General features: G+C 66.1%; 15 protein-coding genes. 11 read left to right on the top strand and 4 right to left on the bottom strand.

The annotated features are described in order from the left end of the window. The first annotated feature begins 129 nt into the window (after window positions 1–129). From secA to ACOHX0_RS02240, 3 genes are all read left to right on the top strand, one after another. Window positions 130–2,832 (top strand): preprotein translocase subunit SecA, encoded by a 2,703-nt coding sequence (secA, locus tag ACOHX0_RS02250; protein ID WP_420675011.1) that lies wholly within the window; start codon window positions 130–132, stop codon window positions 2,830–2,832. A gap of 261 nt (window positions 2,833–3,093) precedes the next feature. Continuing rightward, window positions 3,094–4,014: a hypothetical protein gene (locus tag ACOHX0_RS02245; protein WP_420675010.1), complete on the top strand. Its 921-nt coding sequence runs from the start codon at window positions 3,094–3,096 to the stop codon at window positions 4,012–4,014. A gap of 24 nt (window positions 4,015–4,038) precedes the next feature. After that, window positions 4,039–5,592 (top strand): phosphate ABC transporter substrate-binding/OmpA family protein, encoded by a 1,554-nt coding sequence (locus tag ACOHX0_RS02240; RefSeq protein ID WP_420675009.1) that lies wholly within the window; start codon window positions 4,039–4,041, stop codon window positions 5,590–5,592. Window positions 5,593–5,841: 249 nt separating this feature from the next. Here ACOHX0_RS02240 and radC read toward each other — a convergent pair whose 3' ends face one another. From radC to dnaK, 3 genes are all read right to left on the bottom strand, one after another. After that, on the bottom strand, window positions 5,842–6,606 hold the full coding sequence (gene radC / locus ACOHX0_RS02235) for a RadC family protein (RefSeq protein ID WP_420675008.1): 765 nt from the start codon (window positions 6,604–6,606) through the stop codon (window positions 5,842–5,844). Between the two features lie 337 nt (window positions 6,607–6,943). Continuing rightward, entirely contained in the window at window positions 6,944–8,104 is a 1,161-nt protein-coding gene (gene dnaJ, locus ACOHX0_RS02230; RefSeq protein WP_420675007.1) for a molecular chaperone DnaJ, read from the bottom strand. Between the two features lie 78 nt (window positions 8,105–8,182). Then, window positions 8,183–10,108, bottom strand: coding sequence for a molecular chaperone DnaK (dnaK, locus tag ACOHX0_RS02225; RefSeq protein ID WP_420675006.1), 1,926 nt, complete (start codon window positions 10,106–10,108; stop codon window positions 8,183–8,185). Window positions 10,109–10,320: 212 nt separating this feature from the next. On the opposite strand from dnaK, the gene ACOHX0_RS02220 reads away from it, so the two are divergent. Further along, window positions 10,321–10,923: an alpha-ketoglutarate-dependent dioxygenase AlkB family protein gene (locus ACOHX0_RS02220; protein ID WP_420675005.1), complete on the top strand. Its 603-nt coding sequence runs from the start codon at window positions 10,321–10,323 to the stop codon at window positions 10,921–10,923. 84 nt (window positions 10,924–11,007) lie between these two features. Here ACOHX0_RS02220 and ACOHX0_RS02215 read toward each other — a convergent pair whose 3' ends face one another. Further along, window positions 11,008–11,829, bottom strand: coding sequence for an ABC transporter permease (locus tag ACOHX0_RS02215; protein ID WP_420675004.1), 822 nt, complete (start codon window positions 11,827–11,829; stop codon window positions 11,008–11,010). Window positions 11,830–11,977: 148 nt separating this feature from the next. Here ACOHX0_RS02215 and cysQ point away from each other — a divergent pair, with 148 nt between their 5' ends. The 7 genes from cysQ (at window position 11,978) to ACOHX0_RS02180 (ending at window position 19,601) form a co-directional block, all read left to right on the top strand. Continuing rightward, entirely contained in the window at window positions 11,978–12,775 is a 798-nt protein-coding gene (gene cysQ / locus ACOHX0_RS02210; RefSeq protein WP_420675209.1) for a 3'(2'),5'-bisphosphate nucleotidase CysQ, read from the top strand. Then, the gene (locus tag ACOHX0_RS02205) at window positions 12,775–13,575 is read left to right on the top strand and encodes a 3-deoxy-manno-octulosonate cytidylyltransferase (RefSeq protein WP_420675003.1); all 801 of its coding nucleotides are present in this window, start codon (window positions 12,775–12,777) and stop codon (window positions 13,573–13,575) included. The genes cysQ and ACOHX0_RS02205 overlap by 1 nt, the downstream gene beginning before the upstream one ends. Before the next feature lie 183 nt (window positions 13,576–13,758). Then, window positions 13,759–14,652 carry a UTP--glucose-1-phosphate uridylyltransferase GalU gene (galU, locus tag ACOHX0_RS02200; RefSeq protein WP_420675002.1) on the top strand — a complete coding sequence of 298 codons (894 nt, stop codon included), beginning with the start codon at window positions 13,759–13,761 and terminating at the stop codon, window positions 14,650–14,652. 69 nt (window positions 14,653–14,721) lie between these two features. Further along, window positions 14,722–15,705, top strand: a complete 984-nt coding sequence (gene galE, locus ACOHX0_RS02195) for a UDP-glucose 4-epimerase GalE (RefSeq protein ID WP_420675001.1) — start codon at window positions 14,722–14,724, stop codon at window positions 15,703–15,705. A gap of 1 nt (window position 15,706) precedes the next feature. Continuing rightward, window positions 15,707–16,747, top strand: a complete 1,041-nt coding sequence (locus tag ACOHX0_RS02190) for a glycosyltransferase family 2 protein (RefSeq protein WP_420675000.1) — start codon at window positions 15,707–15,709, stop codon at window positions 16,745–16,747. A gap of 170 nt (window positions 16,748–16,917) precedes the next feature. Further along, entirely contained in the window at window positions 16,918–17,904 is a 987-nt protein-coding gene (locus tag ACOHX0_RS02185) for a glycosyltransferase family 2 protein (RefSeq protein WP_420674999.1), read from the top strand. Further along, on the top strand, window positions 17,901–19,601 hold the full coding sequence (locus tag ACOHX0_RS02180) for a DUF5927 domain-containing protein (protein WP_420674998.1): 1,701 nt from the start codon (window positions 17,901–17,903) through the stop codon (window positions 19,599–19,601). The genes ACOHX0_RS02185 and ACOHX0_RS02180 overlap by 4 nt, the downstream gene beginning before the upstream one ends. Window positions 19,602–19,606 lie beyond the last annotated feature (5 nt).

Raw genomic sequence — 19,606 nt, 5'->3', positions numbered from 1 at the left:
ATACCCTGCCCCTTACATCGCTTTGAGGCCTTTGGCAGGACCGTCTTTTCCCCCTTTGTTTATGGGTTGCGGGCGGGGCGGGCAAGCCTGCCCGGAACAGGGGCCGCAGACAGGACCGTTGGAGAAAACATGCTGGGTATCGGAACACTCGCCAAAAAGGTTTTCGGCACGCCGAACGACCGGAAAGTCAAGGCGACGCGGCCGCTGATCGCACAGATCAACGCGCTGGAGGACGAGTTCGCGAAGCTCAGCGACGAGGGTCTGAAACAGAAGACCGAAGAGCTGCGCAAGCGCGCGCTGGACGGCGCCAAGCTGGACGATCTGCTGCCCGAAGCCTTCGCCAATGTGCGCGAAGCCGCCAAACGGGCGCTTGGCCTGCGTGCCTTTGACACCCAGCTGATGGGCGGCGTGTTCCTGCACCAGGGCAATATCTCGGAGATGAAGACCGGCGAGGGCAAGACCCTTGTTGCGACCTTCCCCGCCTATCTCAACGCGCTCACCGGCAAAGGCGTGCATGTGGTCACCGTGAACGAATACCTGGCCAAGCGCGACAGCGAATGGATGGGCAAGGTGTTTGCGCAGCTGGGCATGACCACCGGTGTGATCTGGTCCGGGCAGGCCGACCCGGAAAAGCAGGCCGCCTATGGCTGCGATGTCACCTACGCCACCAACAACGAGCTGGGCTTCGACTACCTGCGCGACAACATGAAACCGTCGCTCGACCAGGTGTTCCAGAAGCAGCACAACTTCGCCATCGTCGATGAAGTCGACTCGATCCTGATCGACGAGGCGCGCACGCCGCTGATCATCTCCGGCCCGGCGGAGGACCGCTCGGAGCTATATGCCACCATCGACAAAGTGATCCCGCATCTGACCGCGGACCACTACGAGATCGACGAGAAGACCCGCGGCGTCACCTTCACCGAGGACGGCAACGAATACCTCGAAAACCTGCTGCAGGAGCAGGGGCTGCTGGAAGAGGGCGCCTCGCTCTACGATCCGGAAAGCACCACCGTGGTGCACCACGTGAACCAGGCGCTGCGCGCGCACAAGCTGTTCCAGCGCGACAAGGACTACATCGTGCGTGACGGCGAAGTGGTGCTGATCGACGAGTTCACCGGCCGCATGATGCCGGGCCGCCGCCTGTCGGAAGGGCTGCACCAGGCGATCGAAGCCAAGGAAGAGGTGGCGATCCAGCCGGAAAACACCACGCTGGCCTCGGTCACCTTCCAAAACTACTTCCGCCTCTATGACAAGCTGTCGGGCATGACCGGCACCGCGATGACCGAGGCCGAGGAATTCCAGGAAATCTACGGGCTGGGTGTGGTCGAAGTGCCGACCAACAAACCGATTGCCCGCGTTGACGAGGACGACCAGGTCTACCGCACCGCGCGCGAGAAATACGAGGCGATGATCGCCGAAGCCAAGAAGGCGCATGAGAAGGGCCAGCCGGTCCTCCTCGGCACCACCTCGATCGAGAAGTCGGAACTGCTGAGCCAGATGCTGCAGGCGGAAGGCATCCCGCACAACGTGCTGAACGCGCGCCACCACCAGCAGGAAGCCCAGATCGTCGCCGAAGCGGGCCGCCTCGGCGCGGTGACCATCGCCACCAACATGGCGGGCCGCGGCACCGACATCCAGCTCGGAGGCAACGTCGAGATGCGGGTGCTGGAACGCCTGGCGGAGAACCCCGAGGCCGACCCCGCCGCGCTGCGCGCCGCGGAGGAAGCCAAGCATGCTGAGGAAAAGCAGAAGGTGCTGGAGGCGGGCGGGCTGTTCGTGATGGCGTCGGAGCGCCACGAAAGCCGCCGCATCGACAACCAGCTGCGCGGCCGCTCGGGCCGTCAGGGCGACCCGGGCCGCACCCGTTTCTACCTCAGCCTCGAAGACGATCTAATGCGCATCTTCGGCTCCGAGCGGCTGGACAAGCTGCTCTCCTCGCTCGGTATGAAGGAAGGCGAGGCGATCATTCATCCATGGGTGAACAAATCGCTGGAACGCGCCCAGGCCAAGGTCGAGGGCCGCAACTTCGACATGCGCAAAAACGTGCTGAAGTTCGATGACGTGATGAACGACCAGCGCCGGGTGATCTTTGGCCAGCGCCGCGAGATCATGGCGGCCGAGGATCTGTCGGAAATCGTCGGCGACATGCGCCACGAGGTGATCGACGATCTGATCGACACCTTCATGCCGCCCAAGACCTACGCTGACCAGTGGGATACGGCAGGGCTGCAGGAGCAGGTGCGCGAGAATCTGTCGCTGGATCTGCCGGTCGCGGATTGGGCCGCCGAGGAAGGCGTCGACGACGAGCAGATCCGCGAGCGGCTGGTGGCGGCCTCCGACAAGCTGATGGCGGAAAAGACCGAGGCCTTCGGCCCGGAAAACATGCGCAACATCGAAAAGCAGGTGCTGTTGCAGACCATCGACAAGAAATGGCGCGAGCACCTTCTGACGCTGGAGCACCTGCGCTCGGTCGTGGGTTTCCGCGGCTATGCGCAGCGCGACCCGCTGAATGAATACAAGAACGAAAGCTTCCAGCTGTTCGAAAGCATGCTCGACAGCCTGCGTGAAGAGGTGACCCAGCAGCTGAGCCGGGTGCGCCCGATGACCGAAGAAGAGCAACAGCAGATGCTGCTCGACATGGCCGCACGCCAGGCCGCGATGCAGCAGATGGCGGCCGCCTCCGCGGCCCCGGCAGCCCCGGCAGCGGAGGAGCCCGCACCCGGCTTTGTCGAGGATGACCCCGAGACCTGGGGCCAACCCTCGCGCAACGACAAGTGCCCCTGCGGCTCCGGCAAGAAATTCAAGCACTGCCACGGCAGCCTGGTCTGAGCCTGTGCGATCAACACCCGGCGCGCGCTGCGCCGGGGCCCTCCCGCCGGTCACCGGGACTTTAAAAAAGCCCGGTTCCCGTTGGGCCGGGCGCTGCGCTGACGCGCAGCGGGAGCGGCGAAAGAGGCCACGTTTGTTTCTGAAACGGAGACAAAACAGGGCTCGTCACCGGATTTGCCCGAAACTCACCCGCCCTTGGCCACAGTCTGGCCGGATTTCCGGGTGAGGATGCCTCGACCACCCCCGGGACTGGAGGCCATGATGCTGAATAAACACGTGCTCTTGAGCGGTGCCGCGACCCTGGCCTGCGCCCTGGGGATCGGGGTCTTCATGCAATTCACCGGTGCCGAAGCCGCCCGCGAGCAGAGCCGCCCGGCGGTGCCGCTTCTGCCTGCGGAGGCCGGGCCTGCCGCGCTCACCATCGAAAACATCACCCTGACCTCGGTGCCGCCCGGCCTTGGCAAGAGCGCTCCGGTTGCGCGGACGGCTCGGCCTGCCAAAGCGCATCCGGCGCTGAAACCCGCCTGTGCGTTCATTGCCACGGCGGCGCCGGCGGCCGGCGCCTCGGTCCTTCTGTCGGTGGACGCTCCCTGCCGCGCGGGTGAGGCAGTTACCGTGCATCACCGCGGCATGATGTTCACCGCCGCGCTGGACGGCTCCGGCCGCTACCAGGCGCGTGTTCCTGCGCTGGCCGAACACGCGGTGTTTGTCATCGAGACGGCCGATGGCGGCGGTGCGGCGGCCAGCGCGCAGGTTCCCGGGCTGGAGGGCATGGAGCGTATGGTGCTGCAATGGCGCGGCGGCAGCGGGTTCGAGATGCACGCCCGCGAAAACGGCGCCGCATACGGCAGCCCGGGTCACCTTTGGCATGGCGCGGAGGCGCCGGCGACCGCTGGCGCGGCGCCGCGTCTGGTCCGCCTCGGCAGCAGCGCCCGGCCGGGTGCGCGCATCAGCGAGGTCTACACGCGGCCCGCGGCACAGGACCCCGGCACCGCGCTCACCGCCGAAGCCGAGGTGACGCAGGCAAACTGCGGCCGTGACGTTTTTGCCGAGGCGCTGCACCTGCAGGACGGCCGTCTGGGCAGCCGCGACCTGTCCCTGTCTATGCCGGGCTGCGAGGCAGCCGGCAGCTTTCTGGTGTTGAATAATCTGGCCGAAAACCTGAAACTCGCCGCCAATTGATCTGCGGCAAAGTCAGGTAATCCCATGTCCTTTTTGCGTGCGGCCCTCTGTGCCGCACTTATTCTGACCGCGCTTGGCCGCCCGCTTGCGGCGCAGGACGTGACCCTGTCCTCGCCGGACGGGGCGGTGGAGATCACTGGCGACCTTCTCGGCTTTGACGGTGAGTTCTACCGGGTGCGCACGCAGTTCGGCGAATTGACGGTGGATGGCTCGGGGGTAAGCTGCGAGGGGCCGGGCTGCCCCAGCCTGTCGGATTTCGTGGCGGAGCTGACCTTTGCCGGGGCCTCGGCGATGGCGGAGGTGCTGCTGCCGGCGCTGATCGAGGGCTTTGCCCTGCGCAATGGCTACAAGACCGAACGAGACGCGCTGCCGGGCGGGAACTTCAGCTATGTCCTGCTGCGCTCGGACGCGCCCGCCGCGCGGTTCACCTTCGACATCAGCACTACCGATGAGGGCTTCGCGTCGCTGTTGGCGGACCAGGCCGATATCGTGATGGCGCTGCGCGAGATCCGGGTGCAGGAGCAGGCAATGGCGCGCGGCGCCGGGCTTGGCGATCTGACCGGGCCGGGCCGCAGCCGGGTGCTGGCGCTGGATGCGCTGGTGCCGGTGGTGGCGCCCTCCAACCCGGTGCGGGAAATCTCCCTGCCGCAGCTGGCGGCGGTGCTGTCGGGAGAGATCGCGAACTGGAAGCAGCTGGGCGGGCCGGATGCGCCGGTGGCGCTGCATCTGCCGGTGGCGGGCTCCGGTCTGGCGCAGACCGTCGAGGACCGGCTGATGGTGCCTTTCGGGGCGCGGCTGTCTTCTGCCGCCCGCCGCCACGACCGCAGCAGCGCGCTGGTGCGGGCGGTGGCGACGGACCCCTTTGCCATCGGCGTCGGCAGCTTTGCCGAAACCGGAACCGCCCGGGTTCTGACCCTGGCCGGGACCTGCGGCTTTGCGCTGAAAGCGGGCCGGCGCGCGGTGAAGACCGAGGATTACCCTCTGAACGCGCCAATGTTCCTCTACCTGCCGGCCCGGCGGCTGCCCAAGGTAGCGCGGGACTTCCTCGCCTATGTGCGCGGGCCTGCGGCGCAGCTGGTGATCCGGCGCGCGGGCTTCATCGACCAGGCGGCGGAGCGCATCCCTCTGGCGGTGCAGGGCAGCCGGCTCTCCAATGCGATCCTGGCGGCGCAGGGCGAGAGCGGGCTGGGTGAGCTGCAGCGGCTCTTGCGCGCTTTCGACGGGTTGCAGCGTCTCAGCCTGTCGTTCCGCTTCGAGCCCGGCTCCTCGCGTCCCGATGCGCAGTCCCGCGGCAATATCGAGCAGCTGGCCCGGGCGCTGGAGACGGGTGCGTTTGATGCGGGTGAACTGGTGTTTGCGGGCTTCTCCGACGGCGAAGGCCCGGCCGCACGCAACCGGGAGATTGCGCTGGAGCGCGCCGGTGCCGTGCGCGATGCGGTGCTGGAGGCGGCGGAGACAGCGGACCTGAGCCGGGTGAAACTCAGCGCCGAGGGTTTTGGCGAGACGCTGCCGATGGCCTGCGACGACAGCGCGTGGGGCCGCCAGGTGAACCGCCGGGTCGAGGTCTGGGTGCGGTGATTATTGCGGCGGAGGGCTCCCGCCCGGCGTGCGCCGCATCACAGATGCGGCTGCGCCCGTTGGGCCGGGCGCCGCGCTGGCGCGCGGCGGGGCGTCCCGCGGGAGTCGCCTGTGTGCAAGATTTTCGTTGCGGCAGCGCATGCAGCGCACCGAAGGTGCGCTGCGCGGCCCAACGCCGCCAAGGGGTTCCGGCGCGGCCGGGGCACCTGCGGGCGCGGGAGCGTTCGCTTTAGCGGGGCCGGGCTGGGGTCAGAGGTAGCCTTGGGAGCGGAAGCTCAGCTCGGTTGACTTTCCGATGATGAGATGGTCGTGCAGCACGATCCCGAGGGCCGTGAGGGCGGTCTGCACTTGCTCGGTCATCGAGATGTCGCTGGCCGAAGGTGTGGGGTCTCCGGAGGGGTGATTATGCACAAGAATCAATGCGCTGGCGTTCAGCTCAAGGGCGCGTTTGGCGACCTCGCGCGGGTAGACGGGAACGTGATCGACGGTGCCGCGGGCCTGTTCCTCGTCGGCGATCAGCACGTTCTTGCGGTCGAGGAACAGGATGCGGAACTGCTCCGTCTCGCGGTGCGCCATGGTGGTGTGGCAATAATCCAGAAGCGCGTCCCAGCTGGAGATCACCTGCCGCTGCATGATGCGCGCGCGGGCCATGCGATGGGCGGCGGCCTCCAGCACCTTGAGATCGGTGATTACCGCGGTGCCGATGCCCTTCACCTGCGCCAGACGTTCCGGCGGCGCGGTGATCACGCGGTTGAAATCGCCAAAGACATCAATCAGTTGCCGGGCGATCGGTTTTACGTCCTGGCGCGGGATGGAGCGGAAGAGGACCAGTTCCAACAGCTCGTAGTCCGGCACCGCGGCGGCACCGCCCTGCATGAAACGGCTGCGCAGGCGGGTGCGGTGGTCGCGGATGTAGGAGGGCAGGCGGCCGTTCGCGGGGAGCGCTGGCGCGGCCGGGCTGCTGTCGGGAAACAGCGGCAGGGTGGCTTCCTCGAAGGCAGGCGGCTTGGGCATGCGGGCAGGGTGGCTGCGGGATGGTTTCCGGCCGGTTAACCGGGGCGGTAAGGCTGCGTGAAAAGCGAGCTCTTCGATCCCGGGCCGAGCGGGTGCGATGCGTGCACCCCTTGTGCACCTTCTGTGCACCGTTGGAAGCGGCATCGGCTCTTTTCCTGGAATTCCCGAACCCAAGCGGAAACGGTCAAGCGGAGCCGGCGCCTTCGGCACGTTTCCGGGCTGGAAAAAGGAAAAGCGCCCCTTGGGGCGCTTTTTACTCAGTTGCCCGCTGGGAGAGGCCGGGGCTGCGCCTGTTCGCAAGCGAAATGCTTCCCCGGAACTCTTCCAGGAAGCCTGCTCACCCCTTCATGCCGTCCCAGAAGCTCTTCACCGAGGAGAAGAAGCTGCGCGATTCGGGGTTGGTGGCGTCTTCCGAGATATCCTCGAACTCGCGCAGAAGCTCCTTCTGGCGCGCGGTGAGGCTCATCGGTGTTTCAACCGCAAGCTCGATGAACATATCGCCCGGTCCGCCGCCGCGCAGGGCGGGCATGCCCTTGCCGCGCAACCGCATCTGACGGCCGGACTGGCTGCCCTCGGGGATCTGCACCCGGCCGCGGCCGCCGTCGATTGTCGGCACCTCGATGGCGCCGCCAAGCGCGGCCTTGGCCATGCTCACCGGCACCCGGCAGTAAAGGTTGTTGCCGTCGCGTTCGAACAGCTTGTGCGCCGCCACCTCGACAAAGATGTAGAGATCGCCCGGAGGCCCGCCGCGCAGACCCGCTTCGCCTTCGCCGGCAAGACGGATGCGGGTGCCGGTTTCCACCCCGGCGGGGATGTTCACCGACAGCGAGCGGTCCTTCTCGACGCGGCCGTGGCCGTGACAGGTCTTGCAGGGATTCTTGATGATCTGGCCCAGGCCCGAGCAGGTCGGGCAGGTGCGTTCGACGGTGAAGAAACCCTGCTGCGCGCGCACCTTGCCCATGCCGGAGCAAGTCGGGCAGGTGGTCGGCTCGACCCCGCCTTCGGCGCCGGTGCCCTCGCAGGAGCCGCAGGCCACGGAGGTGGGCACGCGAATCGTCTTGTGCAGGCCCGAGAAGGCTTCCTCCAGCGTGACGCGGAGGTTGTAGCGCAGGTCGGCCCCGCGTGCGGCGCGCTGGCGCCCGCCGCCGCCGCCGCGGCCGCCCATGAAATCGCCGAACAGATCGTCGAAGACATCGGAGAAGGCGGAGGAGAAATCTCCGCCGCCAAAACCCTGGGCGCCGCCGCCCCCGCCGCGGGCGCCGCCCATGCCGTTTTCGAAGGCAGCATGGCCAAAGCGGTCATAGGCGGCTTTCTTGTCGCCGTCCTTCAGGACCTCATAGGCCTCGTTGGCTTCCTTGAACTGCGCCTCCGATTCCGGATTGTCCTTGTTCCGGTCCGGGTGCAGTTCCTTGGCCTTCTTGCGGTAGGCCTTCTTGATCTCGTCGGCCGAGGCGCCCTTGGACACCCCCAGAATATCGTAGTAGTCGCGTTTTGACATCGGATAACCCCATCAGCCTCAACATAAAATGGGCCGGTCCGGAGTTCGGACCGGCCCGCTGCGGCCTGACTTCAGGCGTTAGCGCTTGCTGTCGTCCAGGTCTTCGAACTCAGCATCCACGATGTCGTCGTCACCGGGGCCGGCAGCGGCGCCGTCAGCTGCGGACGGCTCGTCCTCGCCGGCGCTTTCCTCGGCCTGGGACTTGTAGATCGCCTCACCCAGCTTCATGGCGGCTTCGGTCACGTTCTGGATGCCGGCCTTGACCTTGTCGGCCTTGACTTTTTCGTTCTCCAGATCGTCCTTCAGCGCGGCCACGGCCAGCTCGATCGCCTCGACGGTGGAGGGGTCGACCTTGTCGCCGTGCTCTTCGACCGCCTTCTCTGTCGAGTGTATGAGCGATTCGGCCTGGTTCTTGGCTTCCACCAGCTCGCGGCGTTCCTTGTCCGCCTCGGCGTTGGCTTCGGCGTCCTTGACCATCTTTTCGATGTCGTCGTCGGAGAGGCCGCCGGAGGCCTGGATGGTGATCTGCTGCTCCTTGCCGGTCGCCTTGTCCTTGGCGCCCACCGACACGATGCCGTTGGCGTCGATGTCGAAGGTCACTTCGATCTGCGGCATGCCGCGCGGGGCCGGCGGGATGTCTTCCAGGTTGAACTGGCCGAGCATCTTGTTGTCGGCCGCCATTTCACGCTCGCCCTGGAACACCCGGATGGTCACGGCGTTCTGGTTGTCTTCCGCGGTCGAGAACACCTGGCTCTTCTTGGTCGGAATGGTGGTGTTGCGGTCGATCAGGCGGGTGAAGACACCGCCCAGGGTTTCGATGCCGAGCGACAGCGGGGTAACGTCGAGCAGCACCACGTCCTTGACGTCGCCCTGCAGCACGCCGGCCTGGATGGCAGCGCCCATGGCAACCACTTCATCCGGGTTCACGCCCTTGTGCGGCTCCTTGCCGAAGAACTTGGTCACCTGTTCGATGACTTTCGGCATCCGGGTCATGCCGCCGACCAGCACCACCTCGTCCACGTCGGAAGCGGAGAGGCCTGCGTCCTTCAGGGCCGCCTTGCAGGGGTCCATCGAGCGCTTGATCAGGTCGGCCACCAGGCTTTCCAGCTTGGCGCGGGTCAGCTTCATCACCATGTGCAGCGGCTGGCCGTCGGAACCCATCGAGATGAACGGCTGGTTGATCTCGGTCTGCGAGGTGGAGGACAGTTCGATCTTGGCCTTCTCGGCAGCTTCCTTCAGGCGCTGCAGGGCCATCTTGTCCTTGGACAGATCGACACCGTTTTCCTTTTTGAACTCCTCGGCGAGGTAGTTCACGATGCGCATGTCGAAGTCTTCGCCGCCCAGGAAGGTGTCGCCGTTGGTCGACTTCACTTCGAACAGGCCGTCGTCGATTTCCAGGATGGTGACGTCGAAGGTGCCGCCGCCGAGGTCATAGACCGCGATGGTGTGGGTGTTCTGCTTGTCGAGGCCATAGGCCAGCGCGGCCGCGGTCGGCTCGTTGATGATGCGCAGCACTTCGAGGCCCGCGATCTTGCCCGCGTCCTTGGTGGCCTGACGCTGGGCGTCGTTGAAGTAGGCGGGCACGGTGATCACCGCCTGGGTGACTTCCTCGCCCAGGTAGGATTCCGCGGTTTCCTTCATCTTGCCCAGGGTGAAGGCGGAGATCTGCGAGGGCGAATACTTCTCGCCGCGCGCTTCCACCCAGGCGTCGCCATTGCCGCCGTCGACGATGGAGAACGGGACCATCTTCTTGTCCTTGGTGACGGCGGCATCGTCGATGCGGCGGCCGATCAGGCGCTTGACGCCAAAGATGGTGTTGTTGGGGTTGGTCACGGCCTGGCGTTTTGCCGGCTGGCCGACCAGGCGCTCTTCTTCGGTGAAGGCGACAATCGACGGCGTGGTGCGCGCGCCCTCGGCGTTTTCGATCACGCGGGGCTGCGAGCCGTCCATGATGGCTACGCACGAGTTCGTCGTACCCAGGTCGATCCCGATAACTTTGCTCATTTTCGATCCCTCTTACGTTTCAAGGCGATTACCCGAGGCGGGAACCCGTTGTGGCATTCCGGCCCCGATCCTGTTGCGGTTTGGCCTGCACCTCGCCGCGTCCCGGCGTATATAGGGAGCAGAAAACGCCCCTGCAACCGCCAGATTGAGCCGCCAGCCGCGATTCAATGCGCTTTTTTGCACGGGGCGCAGTTAACAACGGATGAACGGTGATGCCGGCTCTAAATGTGCGCGGATTCGAGATACACAAGGGCTGCCTCGGCCCGGACCGCCAGGCTGCCCTGATCAAGGCGCTGCGGCCAGTCCTGAAGGCCGCGCCGCTGTTTTCGCCCAGGGTGCCGGGGGGCGGGCAGATGTCGGTGCGGATGACCTCGGCCGGGCGCTTTGGCTGGTATGCGGATGCCACGGGCTACCGCTATGCCGAGCAGCACCCCGGCGGCCAGGATTGGCCTGCGATCCCGCCCGAGGTGCTCGAGATCTGGGACGAGGCGACCGGGCTGGATCGGAAACCCGATTGCTGCCTGTTGAACTACTATGGCGAGGGCGCCCGGATGGGCCTGCACCAGGACAAGGACGAGGCGGATTTCTCCTTTCCCGTGGTCTCGGTCTCGCTGGGCGACGACGGGCTGTTCCGCATCGGCAACCGGACCCGCGGGGGCAAGACCGAATCGCTCTGGCTCAGCTCGGGGGATGTGGTGGTGATGGGAGGCGCGGCGCGGCTCACCTATCACGGGGTGGACCGGATCCGCTTCAAGTCCTCCCGCTTGCTGCCGAAGGGCGGGCGGATCAATCTGACGCTGCGGGTGGTGACCTGAGGCAGCGGGGTGGCTGCCAGGGGCGGCGGCAAAAATCTTGGGAAGATTGTTGGCCGGAAAATTGGAATTTTCCGGTCCCGCCCGCTAGCGCTTGGCGCTCCAGCTGATGGAGACATTGCGGCGGGTGTAGAACTCGCCCATCAGGCCGATCATCAAGAGCACCAGCGCCACCCAGGCCGCATACTGCCAGGAGCTGAAATGCGGATTGTAGTTGATGAAGACAAATCCGCGCGCCTGGTCGATGCAGTGAAACAGGGGGTTCCAGTCGAACATCGCCAGCATGAAGCCGGGCAGCGTGTTGGCCAGGAACATCTTGCCGGAGGCAATCATATTGGCGCGCTGGTAGATCATCGTGAGGATCCCCACCATGCCCGGCGCCCAGGGTTTCAGCACCAGGAACACCAGCCCCACCGCGGCGCCGGTGAGCCAGGACAGCAGCACCATGCCGAAGGCCGCCGCCGGTTCCTCGATATGAAGGGGGGTGAAGGCGACATGGTAGACGAAGAGAATGATGAACAGCGACAGCACCTGGATGTAAAGCGCCCCGATCGCCGCCGAGAGGATCGCCACCACGGTGTTCATCGGCGCATGCTGCATCATCGGGCTGCTCGGCCCTTCGGCGCCGGCCACCGCGCTCACCGTCTTGGTGTGGATCAGGAACAGGAAGATGCCCGACATCACGTAGAGCAGGAAATCGCCGCGGATGGCGGAGCCGCGCATGCCCAGCACCGCAAACATCACATAGAAGGCCATCACGAAAAGCACCGCCTGCAGGAGATTCAGCCCCAGCGCCAGAAAGGCGTTGTTGTGCTTGGAGCGCACGCTGCGCACCACCGCGTGGAACACCACTTCCCCCATCATCAGGAGGCCGGAGAGGCGCGAAGGCTGGGGGCGGGGCTGGAACATGAAAGCTGCGGGGCCTGTGAACTCTGCTCGGGTGATCTCTGCTCGGGGCGTTGCGGCTTCTTGCCGTTTGGCCGCCAGGGCAGCATAAGGGTGCACAGGCAAATATTCAATTAAACCCGGTTGAGGGAGAGCCACCGTGCCGAATAGCGTGACATATGAAGAGCTGGTGCCCGTGATCCGCCGTCTTGCCATCGAGGCGGGCGAGGTGATCATGGAGATCTACAACTCCGAGGATTTTGGCGTGAAGGTGAAATCGGACGAAAGCCCGGTCACTGCGGCAGATGAGGCGGCGGATGCGCTGATCTCGGCCGGGCTGCGGGCGGCGTTCCCGGAGATGATGCTGGTGACCGAGGAACAGGCGGCTTCGCACAAGGAACGCGGCGATACCTTCCTGATCGTCGACCCGCTGGACGGCACCAAGGAATTCATCCACCGCCGCGGCGATTTCACCGTGAACATCGCACTGGTCGAAAGCGGCACCCCCACCCGCGGTGTCGTCTATGCGCCGGCGAAGGAGCGGATGTTCTACACGCTCGCCGATGGCACCTCGGTGGAGGAAACCGGCGCCTTCGACCCCGAAACCACCGGTGAGACCCGCCCGATCCGGGTGGCCGGGAGCGACAATGCCGCGCTGATGGTTGTGGCGTCGAAATCGCACCGCGACCAGGCCACCGATGATTACATCGGCAAGTACAGCGTGAAGGACATGAAGAGCGCGGGCTCCTCGCTGAAGTTCTGCCTGGTGGCCACGGGCGAGGCGGATCTCTACCCGCGTGTCGGCCGCACCATGGAGTGGGACACCGCCGCAGGCCATGCGGTGCTGGCGGGCGCGGGCGGCAAGGTGGTCCGGTTCGACGATCATTCCCCCCTGGTTTACGGCAAGGAAGGTTATGCGAACCCCTTCTTCATCGCCCACGCTCCGGCTGTGGACCTGAAGGAAGCCTGATGTCCGTGCTGATCGTCATCCCCGCCCGCTACGCCTCCACCCGTTATCCGGGCAAACCGCTGGTCGAACTGGCCGGCGCCGGCGGGGAGAAGCGCACGCTGATCGAACGCTCCTGGCGCGCGGCGATGTCCGTCGAAGGTGCGGACCGGGTGGTTGTGGCGACGGATGACGGCCGCATCCGCCAGGCGGCCGAGGGGTTTGGTGCCGAGGTGGTGATGACTTCGCCCGAGTGCGCCAACGGCACCGAACGCTGTGCCGAAGCGCATGCGGCGCTGGGCGGCGGTTTTGAGGTCGTGGTGAACCTGCAGGGCGACGCGCCGCTGACCCCGCACTGGTTTGTCGAGGAACTGGTCGCGGGCTTGCGCGCGGCGCCGCAGATGCAGCTCGCCACCCCGGTGCTGCGCTGCGACGGCGCGGCGCTGAACAGCCTGCTGGCGGACCGCAAGGCGGGCCGGGTCGGCGGAACTGCCGCAGTATTTGCTTCCGACCGCAGCGCGCTCTATTTCTCCAAGGAAGTGGTGCCGTTTTGTGCACAGACTTTCGGGGAAAGCGAAAAGACGCCGGTTTTCCATCATGTGGGCGTTTATGCCTACCGGCCGGAGGCGCTGGCGGCCTATCCTGGCTGGACTGCGGGGCCGCTGGAGCAGCTGGAGGGCCTGGAGCAGCTGCGCTTCCTTGAAAATGGCCGCAAGGTGCTCTGTGTCGAGGTGGAATCCCGCGGGCGGGAATTCTGGGAGCTGAACAACCCCGAGGACGTGCCGCGGCTGGAGGCGATGATGAGGAAGATGGGGCAACAGTGAACGAGTAGGGGGATACTGCAGGATCGGCCCGCAAGGGCTCTGCGCCACCGCATGACGCAGCGGCTCCGATGTGCTAGGGCTTCATGTATTGTTGGGAACATCCGGGCAATGATGCGCTAAACCGGCCGGCGGAGATAATCCGGCCCGCAGCACACCCGGGCATTCAGGTTTTGAGAGAACGTCATGCGCAAGAAAGTCACGAAAGCCATTTTTCCGGTCGCGGGTCTGGGAACCCGGTTCCTGCCGGCCACCAAATCGGTTCCGAAGGAAATCATGACATTGGTGGACCGGCCGCTTGTGCAATACGCCATCGACGAGGCGCGCGCGGCCGGCATCAAGGAGTTCATCTTCGTCACGTCCCGCGGCAAGGGCGCGCTGGAAGATTACTTCGACCATTCCCCGGTGCTGGAGCAGGAACTGCGCAAGAAGGGCAAGGAGGAGCTCTTGGAGGTGCTGCAGACCACCAATATGGAAAGCGGGGCCATTGCCTATATCCGCCAGCACAAGGCGCTGGGCCTGGGCCACGCGGTCTGGTGCGCGCGGCGGCTGATCGCCAATGAACCCTTTGCGGTGATCCTGCCCGATGATGTGATCGCGGCCGAGAAGCCCTGCCTGCAGCAGATGGTCGAAGCTTATGAGGAAACCGGCGGCAACATGGTCGCCGCGATGGAGGTCGCGCCCGAGCAGACGTCTTCCTATGGCGTGCTCGACGTGAAGGAGGACATGGGTCAGGTGGTGGCGGCCAACGGCATGGTCGAAAAGCCCAAGGCCGGGGAGGCTCCCTCGAATCTGGCGGTGATCGGCCGCTATATCCTGGCGCCCTCGGTGCTGAAGAACCTCAACAAACGCAAGCAGGGTGCCGGCGGCGAGATCCAGCTGACCGATGCCATCGCCGAGGATATCGCCAAGGACGTGCCGGTCTACGGCTACCGTTTCAACGGCCAGCGCTTCGATTGCGGCTCCAAGTCGGGCTTTCTGCGGGCCACCGTGGCCTTTGCGCTGGCCCGGGACGAGTTGCGCGACGATCTGATGAACTACATCACCGAGATCGCCCAGGTGGGCAAGGCCGCGCAGTAAGCCGGACAATCGGAACCAGGCCAGCTCCGGCCAAGAATGCCGGGGCGGCCGCAGAGAAGAGCAGCGACATTGACAAACATTCTGGTTACCGGCGGTGCCGGTTACATTGGCTCCCATGCCTGCAAGGCCCTGAAACAGGCAGGCTACACCCCCGTGACCTATGACAATCTGGTCACCGGATGGCAGGAGGCGGTGAAATTCGGCCCCTTCGAGCAGGGAGATCTGAACGACCGCGCCCGGCTGGACGGGATCTTTGCCAAGTACCGGCCCGCTGCGGTGATGCATTTCGCCGCTCTCAGCCAGGTCGGCGAAGCGATGAGCGAGCCGGGCCGCTACTGGGCCAACAACGTGGGCGGATCGCTCACTCTGGCCGAGGCCGCGGTGGCTGCGGGATGCCTGAACTTCGTGTTCTCCTCGACCTGCGCAACTTACGGTGAGCATGACAACGTGGTGCTGGACGAAAACACCCCGCAACTGCCGCTGAACGCCTATGGCGCCTCCAAGCGCGCGGTGGAGGATATCCTCAAGGATTTTGGTGCGGCACACGGGCTGAACGCGGTGATCTTCCGCTATTTCAACGTGGCCGGCGCCGACCCTGAGGCGGAGGTGGGCGAGTTCCATCGCCCCGAAACCCACCTGGTGCCGCTGGTGCTGGACGCGATTGCGGGCAAGCGCGATGCGCTGACCGTTTTCGGCACCGACTACGACACGCCCGACGGCACCTGCATCCGCGACTACGTGCATGTCTGCGATCTGGTGGACGCGCATGTGCTGGGTCTGCAATGGCTCGAAGAGGGCAAGGGCGCCCAGGTCTTCAACCTCGGCACCGGCGCGGGCTTTTCGGTGCGCGAGGTGATGGACAAGGCGGAGGCTGTGACCGGGCAGAAAGTGCCCTGCACCACCGGCCCGCGCCGGGCGGGCGATTGCACCAAGCTGGTCTCGGGGTCGATCCGGGCGGTCACCGAACTCGGCTGGGAGCCGCGCCGCTCGACGCTGGAGCTGATGATTGGTGATGCCTGGAAGTGGCACAAAAGCGGCCACTACGAGCGCTGACATGGGGCCTGCCGCCGTTCCGGGCGCCTCTTCCGGCCTGGTGGCGGCTTACCGGCTGCGCTGGAAACGGCGGCGGCTGCTGTGGCGGGCGCTAAGGGCACGGCATCAGCTCACCTGCCGTGCCGACCGTACCGGAGAAATCCCCGAAGCGCCAATCCTGTGCTTCTCAGTGGTGCGCAACGAGGCTGCCCGGCTGCCCTTCTTTCTCGGCCACTACCGCCGCGCCGGGGTTTCGCATTTCCTGTTTGTCGACAACGGCAGCGATGACGGCTCCGCCGGGCTGCTGCTGGATCAGCCCGATGTCTCGCTCTGGCAGACGCAAGCCAGCTACCGCGGCAGCCGCTTCGGGATGGATTGGCTGACCTGGCTGCAAATCCGCTACGGCCATGGCAAATGGTGCCTGACCGCGGATGCCGACGAGATCCTGACCTACCCGCATGCGGACACCCGCTCGCTGCGCGGCCTGACGGACTGGCTGGACCGCCAGGGCGTGCCGGCCTTCGGCGCGCTGATGCTGGACATGTACCCGAAGGGGCCGCTTGGCCAGCAGGCCTATGCCCCCGGCCAGGACCCTTGCGAGGTGCTGCCGTGGTTCGACCCGGGCCCGTTCCGCGCTGTGCGGCAACATCCAGCAGGTAACCTCTGGCTGCAGGGCGGGCTGCGGGAGCGGGTGTTCTTTCAGGACGATCCCGCGCGCTCTCCGACGCTGAACAAGATCCCGCTGGTGAAGTGGGACCGGCGCTATGTTTATTTGAACTCTACCCATTCGCTGCTGCCGCCGCGGCTCAACGCGCTTTACAGCGGACCGGGCGGACCTGGGCCTTCGGGGGTGCTGCTGCACAGCAAGTTCCTGCCGGAGATCGTTTTAAAGTCGGAATCAGAACGGCAGCGCGGGCAGCATTTTTCCCGGCCGGAGGACTTTGACCCCTACTACGCCCGCATCATGGCCGGGCCGGACCTGTGGCACCCGGGCGCGCTGCGCTACGAGGGCTGGCAGCAGCTGGAGGCGCTGGGCCTGATGACACGCGGCGGCTGGACCTGACGGCGCGCGCGAGCGGCGGGCCCGGACGTGCAAATCCGTTGTCCGGGTGGCAGGTCCATGACATATTGGCGCAAAGCGAGAGAGGCAGGGCCGGGCATTTTCCCGGCAGGTGAGCGCGCTCCCTGTATTTTAATGATGGAGTGGACGTGGGGCTTTGGGATTCTTACAGGATGCGGCTGCGGCGCAAACGCCGGCTCCTCCGGGCCCTGCGCAAGGGGCGCGAGCTGAGGGCGGTGCAGGACAACACCGGCGCCATCCGGCCGGATGACGTGCTCCTGGTCAGCACCATGCGCAACGAACAGATCCGGCTGCCCTATTTCCTCGACTACTACCGCAAGATGGGGGTGGGGCATTTCCTGCTGGTCGACAATGGCTCCACCGACGGCACCGCGGACTACCTGCGCGGGATGGAGGATGTCTCGTTCTGGCACACGGAGGCGAGCTACAAGCAGGCAGGCTTCGGCATCGACTGGATGAACGGGCTGAAGCGGCGTTACGCGCATGGCCACTGGGTGCTGGTGGCCGATCCCGACGAGTTCTTCATCTATCCGTTCTGCGACAGCCGCCCGATCCAGGCGCTGACCGGCTGGCTGGACGATTGCGGCGCCCGCAGCTTCCCGGCGATGCTGCTCGACCTCTACCCCAAGGGGCCGCTCGATGCGGTGCCCTACCGCGCGGGGCAGGACCCGATGGAGATCGCCCATTGGTTCGACAGCGGCAATTACACGCTCAGCCGCAACCCGGAGTATGGCAACCTGTGGATCCAGGGCGGGCCGCGGGCGCGGGTGTTCTTTGACGGCGACCCCTACCGCGCGCCGGCGCTGAACAAGATCCCGCTGGTCAAATGGCACCGGCGCTACGCCTATGAAAGCTCGACCCATGCGCTGCTGCCGCGCGGGCTGAACCAGGTCTATGCCCGCGAAGGCGGCGAGCGGGCGAGCGGCGCGCTGCTGCATGCCAAGTTTCTGGACACCTTCACCGCCAAGGCCTCGGAAGAGCTGGCCCGGCGCCAGCACTATGCCGACTCGGTCGAGTACATGGCCTATGCCGGCCAGCTGGCGAAACACCCCGAACTATGGTGCCGCTGGAGCGAGAAATACATCAACTGGAGGCAGCTGGAGATCCTCGGCCTGATGTCGAAAGGCGGCTGGGCGTGAGCGCGCTGGGGGTGGTGATGCTGGTGCACACCGCGCTGGAGCGGGCGGCACAGGCGGCCCGGCACTGGAGCGCGGCAGGCTGCCCGGTGGTGATCCACGTGGACAGGAGCGTGTCCGCGCCGGAGCTTTCCGGGTTCAAGGCGGGTTTGGCCGCTGATCCGCTGATCCGCTTCTCGCCGCGGCACCGCTGCGAATGGGGCACCTGGGGGATAGTCGCCGCAACCCAGGACGCCGCCGCGCTGCTGCTCGAGGATTTTCCCTCCGCGCGGCATGTCTTCCTCGCCTCCGGTTCCTGCCTGCCGCTGCGCCCGGTGCAGGATCTCGCGGCCTACCTCGAGGCGCGGCCCGGGACCGATTTCATCGAAAGCGCCACCACCGCGGATGTGCCTTGGATCACCGGCGGGCTGGCGCACGAGCGCTTCACCCTGCGGTTTCCCTTCTCCTGGAAGCGGCAGCGGCGGCTGTTCGACCGCTATGTCGCGCTGCAACGCCGCCTGGGGCTAAGCCGCAAGATCCCCGAAGGGCTGGTGCCGCATATGGGCAGCCAGTGGTGGTGCCTGACCCGGCAGACGCTGTCGGCCATCCTGACCGATCCGCGCAGGCCGGAGTATGACGCCTACTTCCGCCGCGTCTGGATTCCGGATGAAAGCTATTTCCAGAGCCTGGCGCGGCTGCATTCCAACCGTATCGAAAGCCGCTCCCTGACGCTGGCGAAATTCGACCCGCACGGCCGGCCATATGTATTCTACGACGACCACCTGCCGCTCCTGCGCCGGTCGGAATGTTTCGTGGCGCGCAAGATCTGGCCTGAGGCCGGTGCGCTTTACAGCGCCTTCCCGGCAGCATCAGACGGGCCGCCGCGCCAGGCCGAGCCCGACCCCGGCAAGATCGCCCGGCTGTTCGATACCGCGGCGGAACGGCTGAGCCGCGGGCGGGCCGGGCTATATATGCAAAGCCGCTTTCCCCGGCCCGGCCGGGAGCACGGCATCACCCCGGGGCCTTACGCGGTTTTCCAGGGCTTTGCCGAACTGTTCGAGGATTTCGAGCGCTGGCTTGCCGGGGCCACCGGCGCGCGGGTGCATGGCCATCTGTTTGCCCCCGAAGGCGCAGACTTCGCCGGCGGCGGCGGCCGGATCGAGGGCGCGCTGGGTGCCGACCCTGTGGTGCGGGACTATGATTGCGAGCGCTTCCTCACCAATTTCCTGTGGAACACCCGCGGCGCGCGCCAGTCCTTCCAATACGGCCCGCGCGACAGTCAGGGGGCGAACTGGCTGATGGCCCGCGACCCGAATGCCCGCATCGCGGTGATCAGCGGCGCCTGGGCGCTGCCGCTGCTGCGCTCCGCCCTCCCCTTTGCCGAGCTGCGCCGCGAGGCCGCGCGGCTGCAGCAGGCCGAAGCTGCGCAGCTGGAGATCCTGCGCGCGCATTGGGTGCAGGCGCAGGTGCGGATCTGGAGCCTTGCGGATTTCCTGGAGGCGCCGGCGGAGCATTTGCAGACCGCCGTCACTGGCGCAGGCCTGATCCCGGGCCGGGCCCTGCCGGAACCGCCGGATCTGGCGCCGCTCGATGGTGCCGGCGCCTTCCTGCAGCGGCTCAAGAACGAGGGGATGCACCCCTATCTGCTGGGGGATTTCCCGGCCGTGCCAGCCCCCGCCCGCAGGGCAGAACCGCAGCGCAAACCCTATTTGGTGCGATAGATCCC

Origin of the sequence: Cribrihabitans pelagius (genome assembly GCF_048820915.1) — a bacterium.
Lineage (GTDB): Bacteria > Pseudomonadota > Alphaproteobacteria > Rhodobacterales > Rhodobacteraceae > Cribrihabitans_A > Cribrihabitans_A pelagius.
The sequence above is the reverse complement of the archived record's forward strand: the minus strand, read 5'-3'. Positions and strand labels throughout refer to the sequence as shown.

Excerpts from the sequence above, each read along its gene's own strand:
- secA (WP_420675011.1), top strand. The coding sequence starts at position 130 with ATGCTGGGTATCGGAACACTCGCCAAAAAGGTTTTCGGCACGCCGAAC.
- ACOHX0_RS02245 (WP_420675010.1), top strand. The coding sequence starts at position 3,094 with ATGCTGAATAAACACGTGCTCTTGAGCGGTGCCGCGACCCTGGCCTGC.
- ACOHX0_RS02240 (WP_420675009.1), top strand. The coding sequence starts at position 4,039 with ATGTCCTTTTTGCGTGCGGCCCTCTGTGCCGCACTTATTCTGACCGCG.
- radC (WP_420675008.1), bottom strand. The coding sequence starts at position 6,606 with ATGCCCAAGCCGCCTGCCTTCGAGGAAGCCACCCTGCCGCTGTTTCCC.
- dnaJ (WP_420675007.1), bottom strand. The coding sequence starts at position 8,104 with ATGTCAAAACGCGACTACTACGATATTCTGGGGGTGTCCAAGGGCGCC.
- dnaK (WP_420675006.1), bottom strand. The coding sequence starts at position 10,108 with ATGAGCAAAGTTATCGGGATCGACCTGGGTACGACGAACTCGTGCGTA.
- ACOHX0_RS02220 (WP_420675005.1), top strand. The coding sequence starts at position 10,321 with ATGCCGGCTCTAAATGTGCGCGGATTCGAGATACACAAGGGCTGCCTC.
- ACOHX0_RS02215 (WP_420675004.1), bottom strand. The coding sequence starts at position 11,829 with ATGTTCCAGCCCCGCCCCCAGCCTTCGCGCCTCTCCGGCCTCCTGATG.
- ACOHX0_RS02205 (WP_420675003.1), top strand. The coding sequence starts at position 12,775 with ATGTCCGTGCTGATCGTCATCCCCGCCCGCTACGCCTCCACCCGTTAT.
- galU (WP_420675002.1), top strand. The coding sequence starts at position 13,759 with ATGCGCAAGAAAGTCACGAAAGCCATTTTTCCGGTCGCGGGTCTGGGA.
- ACOHX0_RS02190 (WP_420675000.1), top strand. The coding sequence starts at position 15,707 with ATGGGGCCTGCCGCCGTTCCGGGCGCCTCTTCCGGCCTGGTGGCGGCT.
- ACOHX0_RS02185 (WP_420674999.1), top strand. The coding sequence starts at position 16,918 with ATGCGGCTGCGGCGCAAACGCCGGCTCCTCCGGGCCCTGCGCAAGGGG.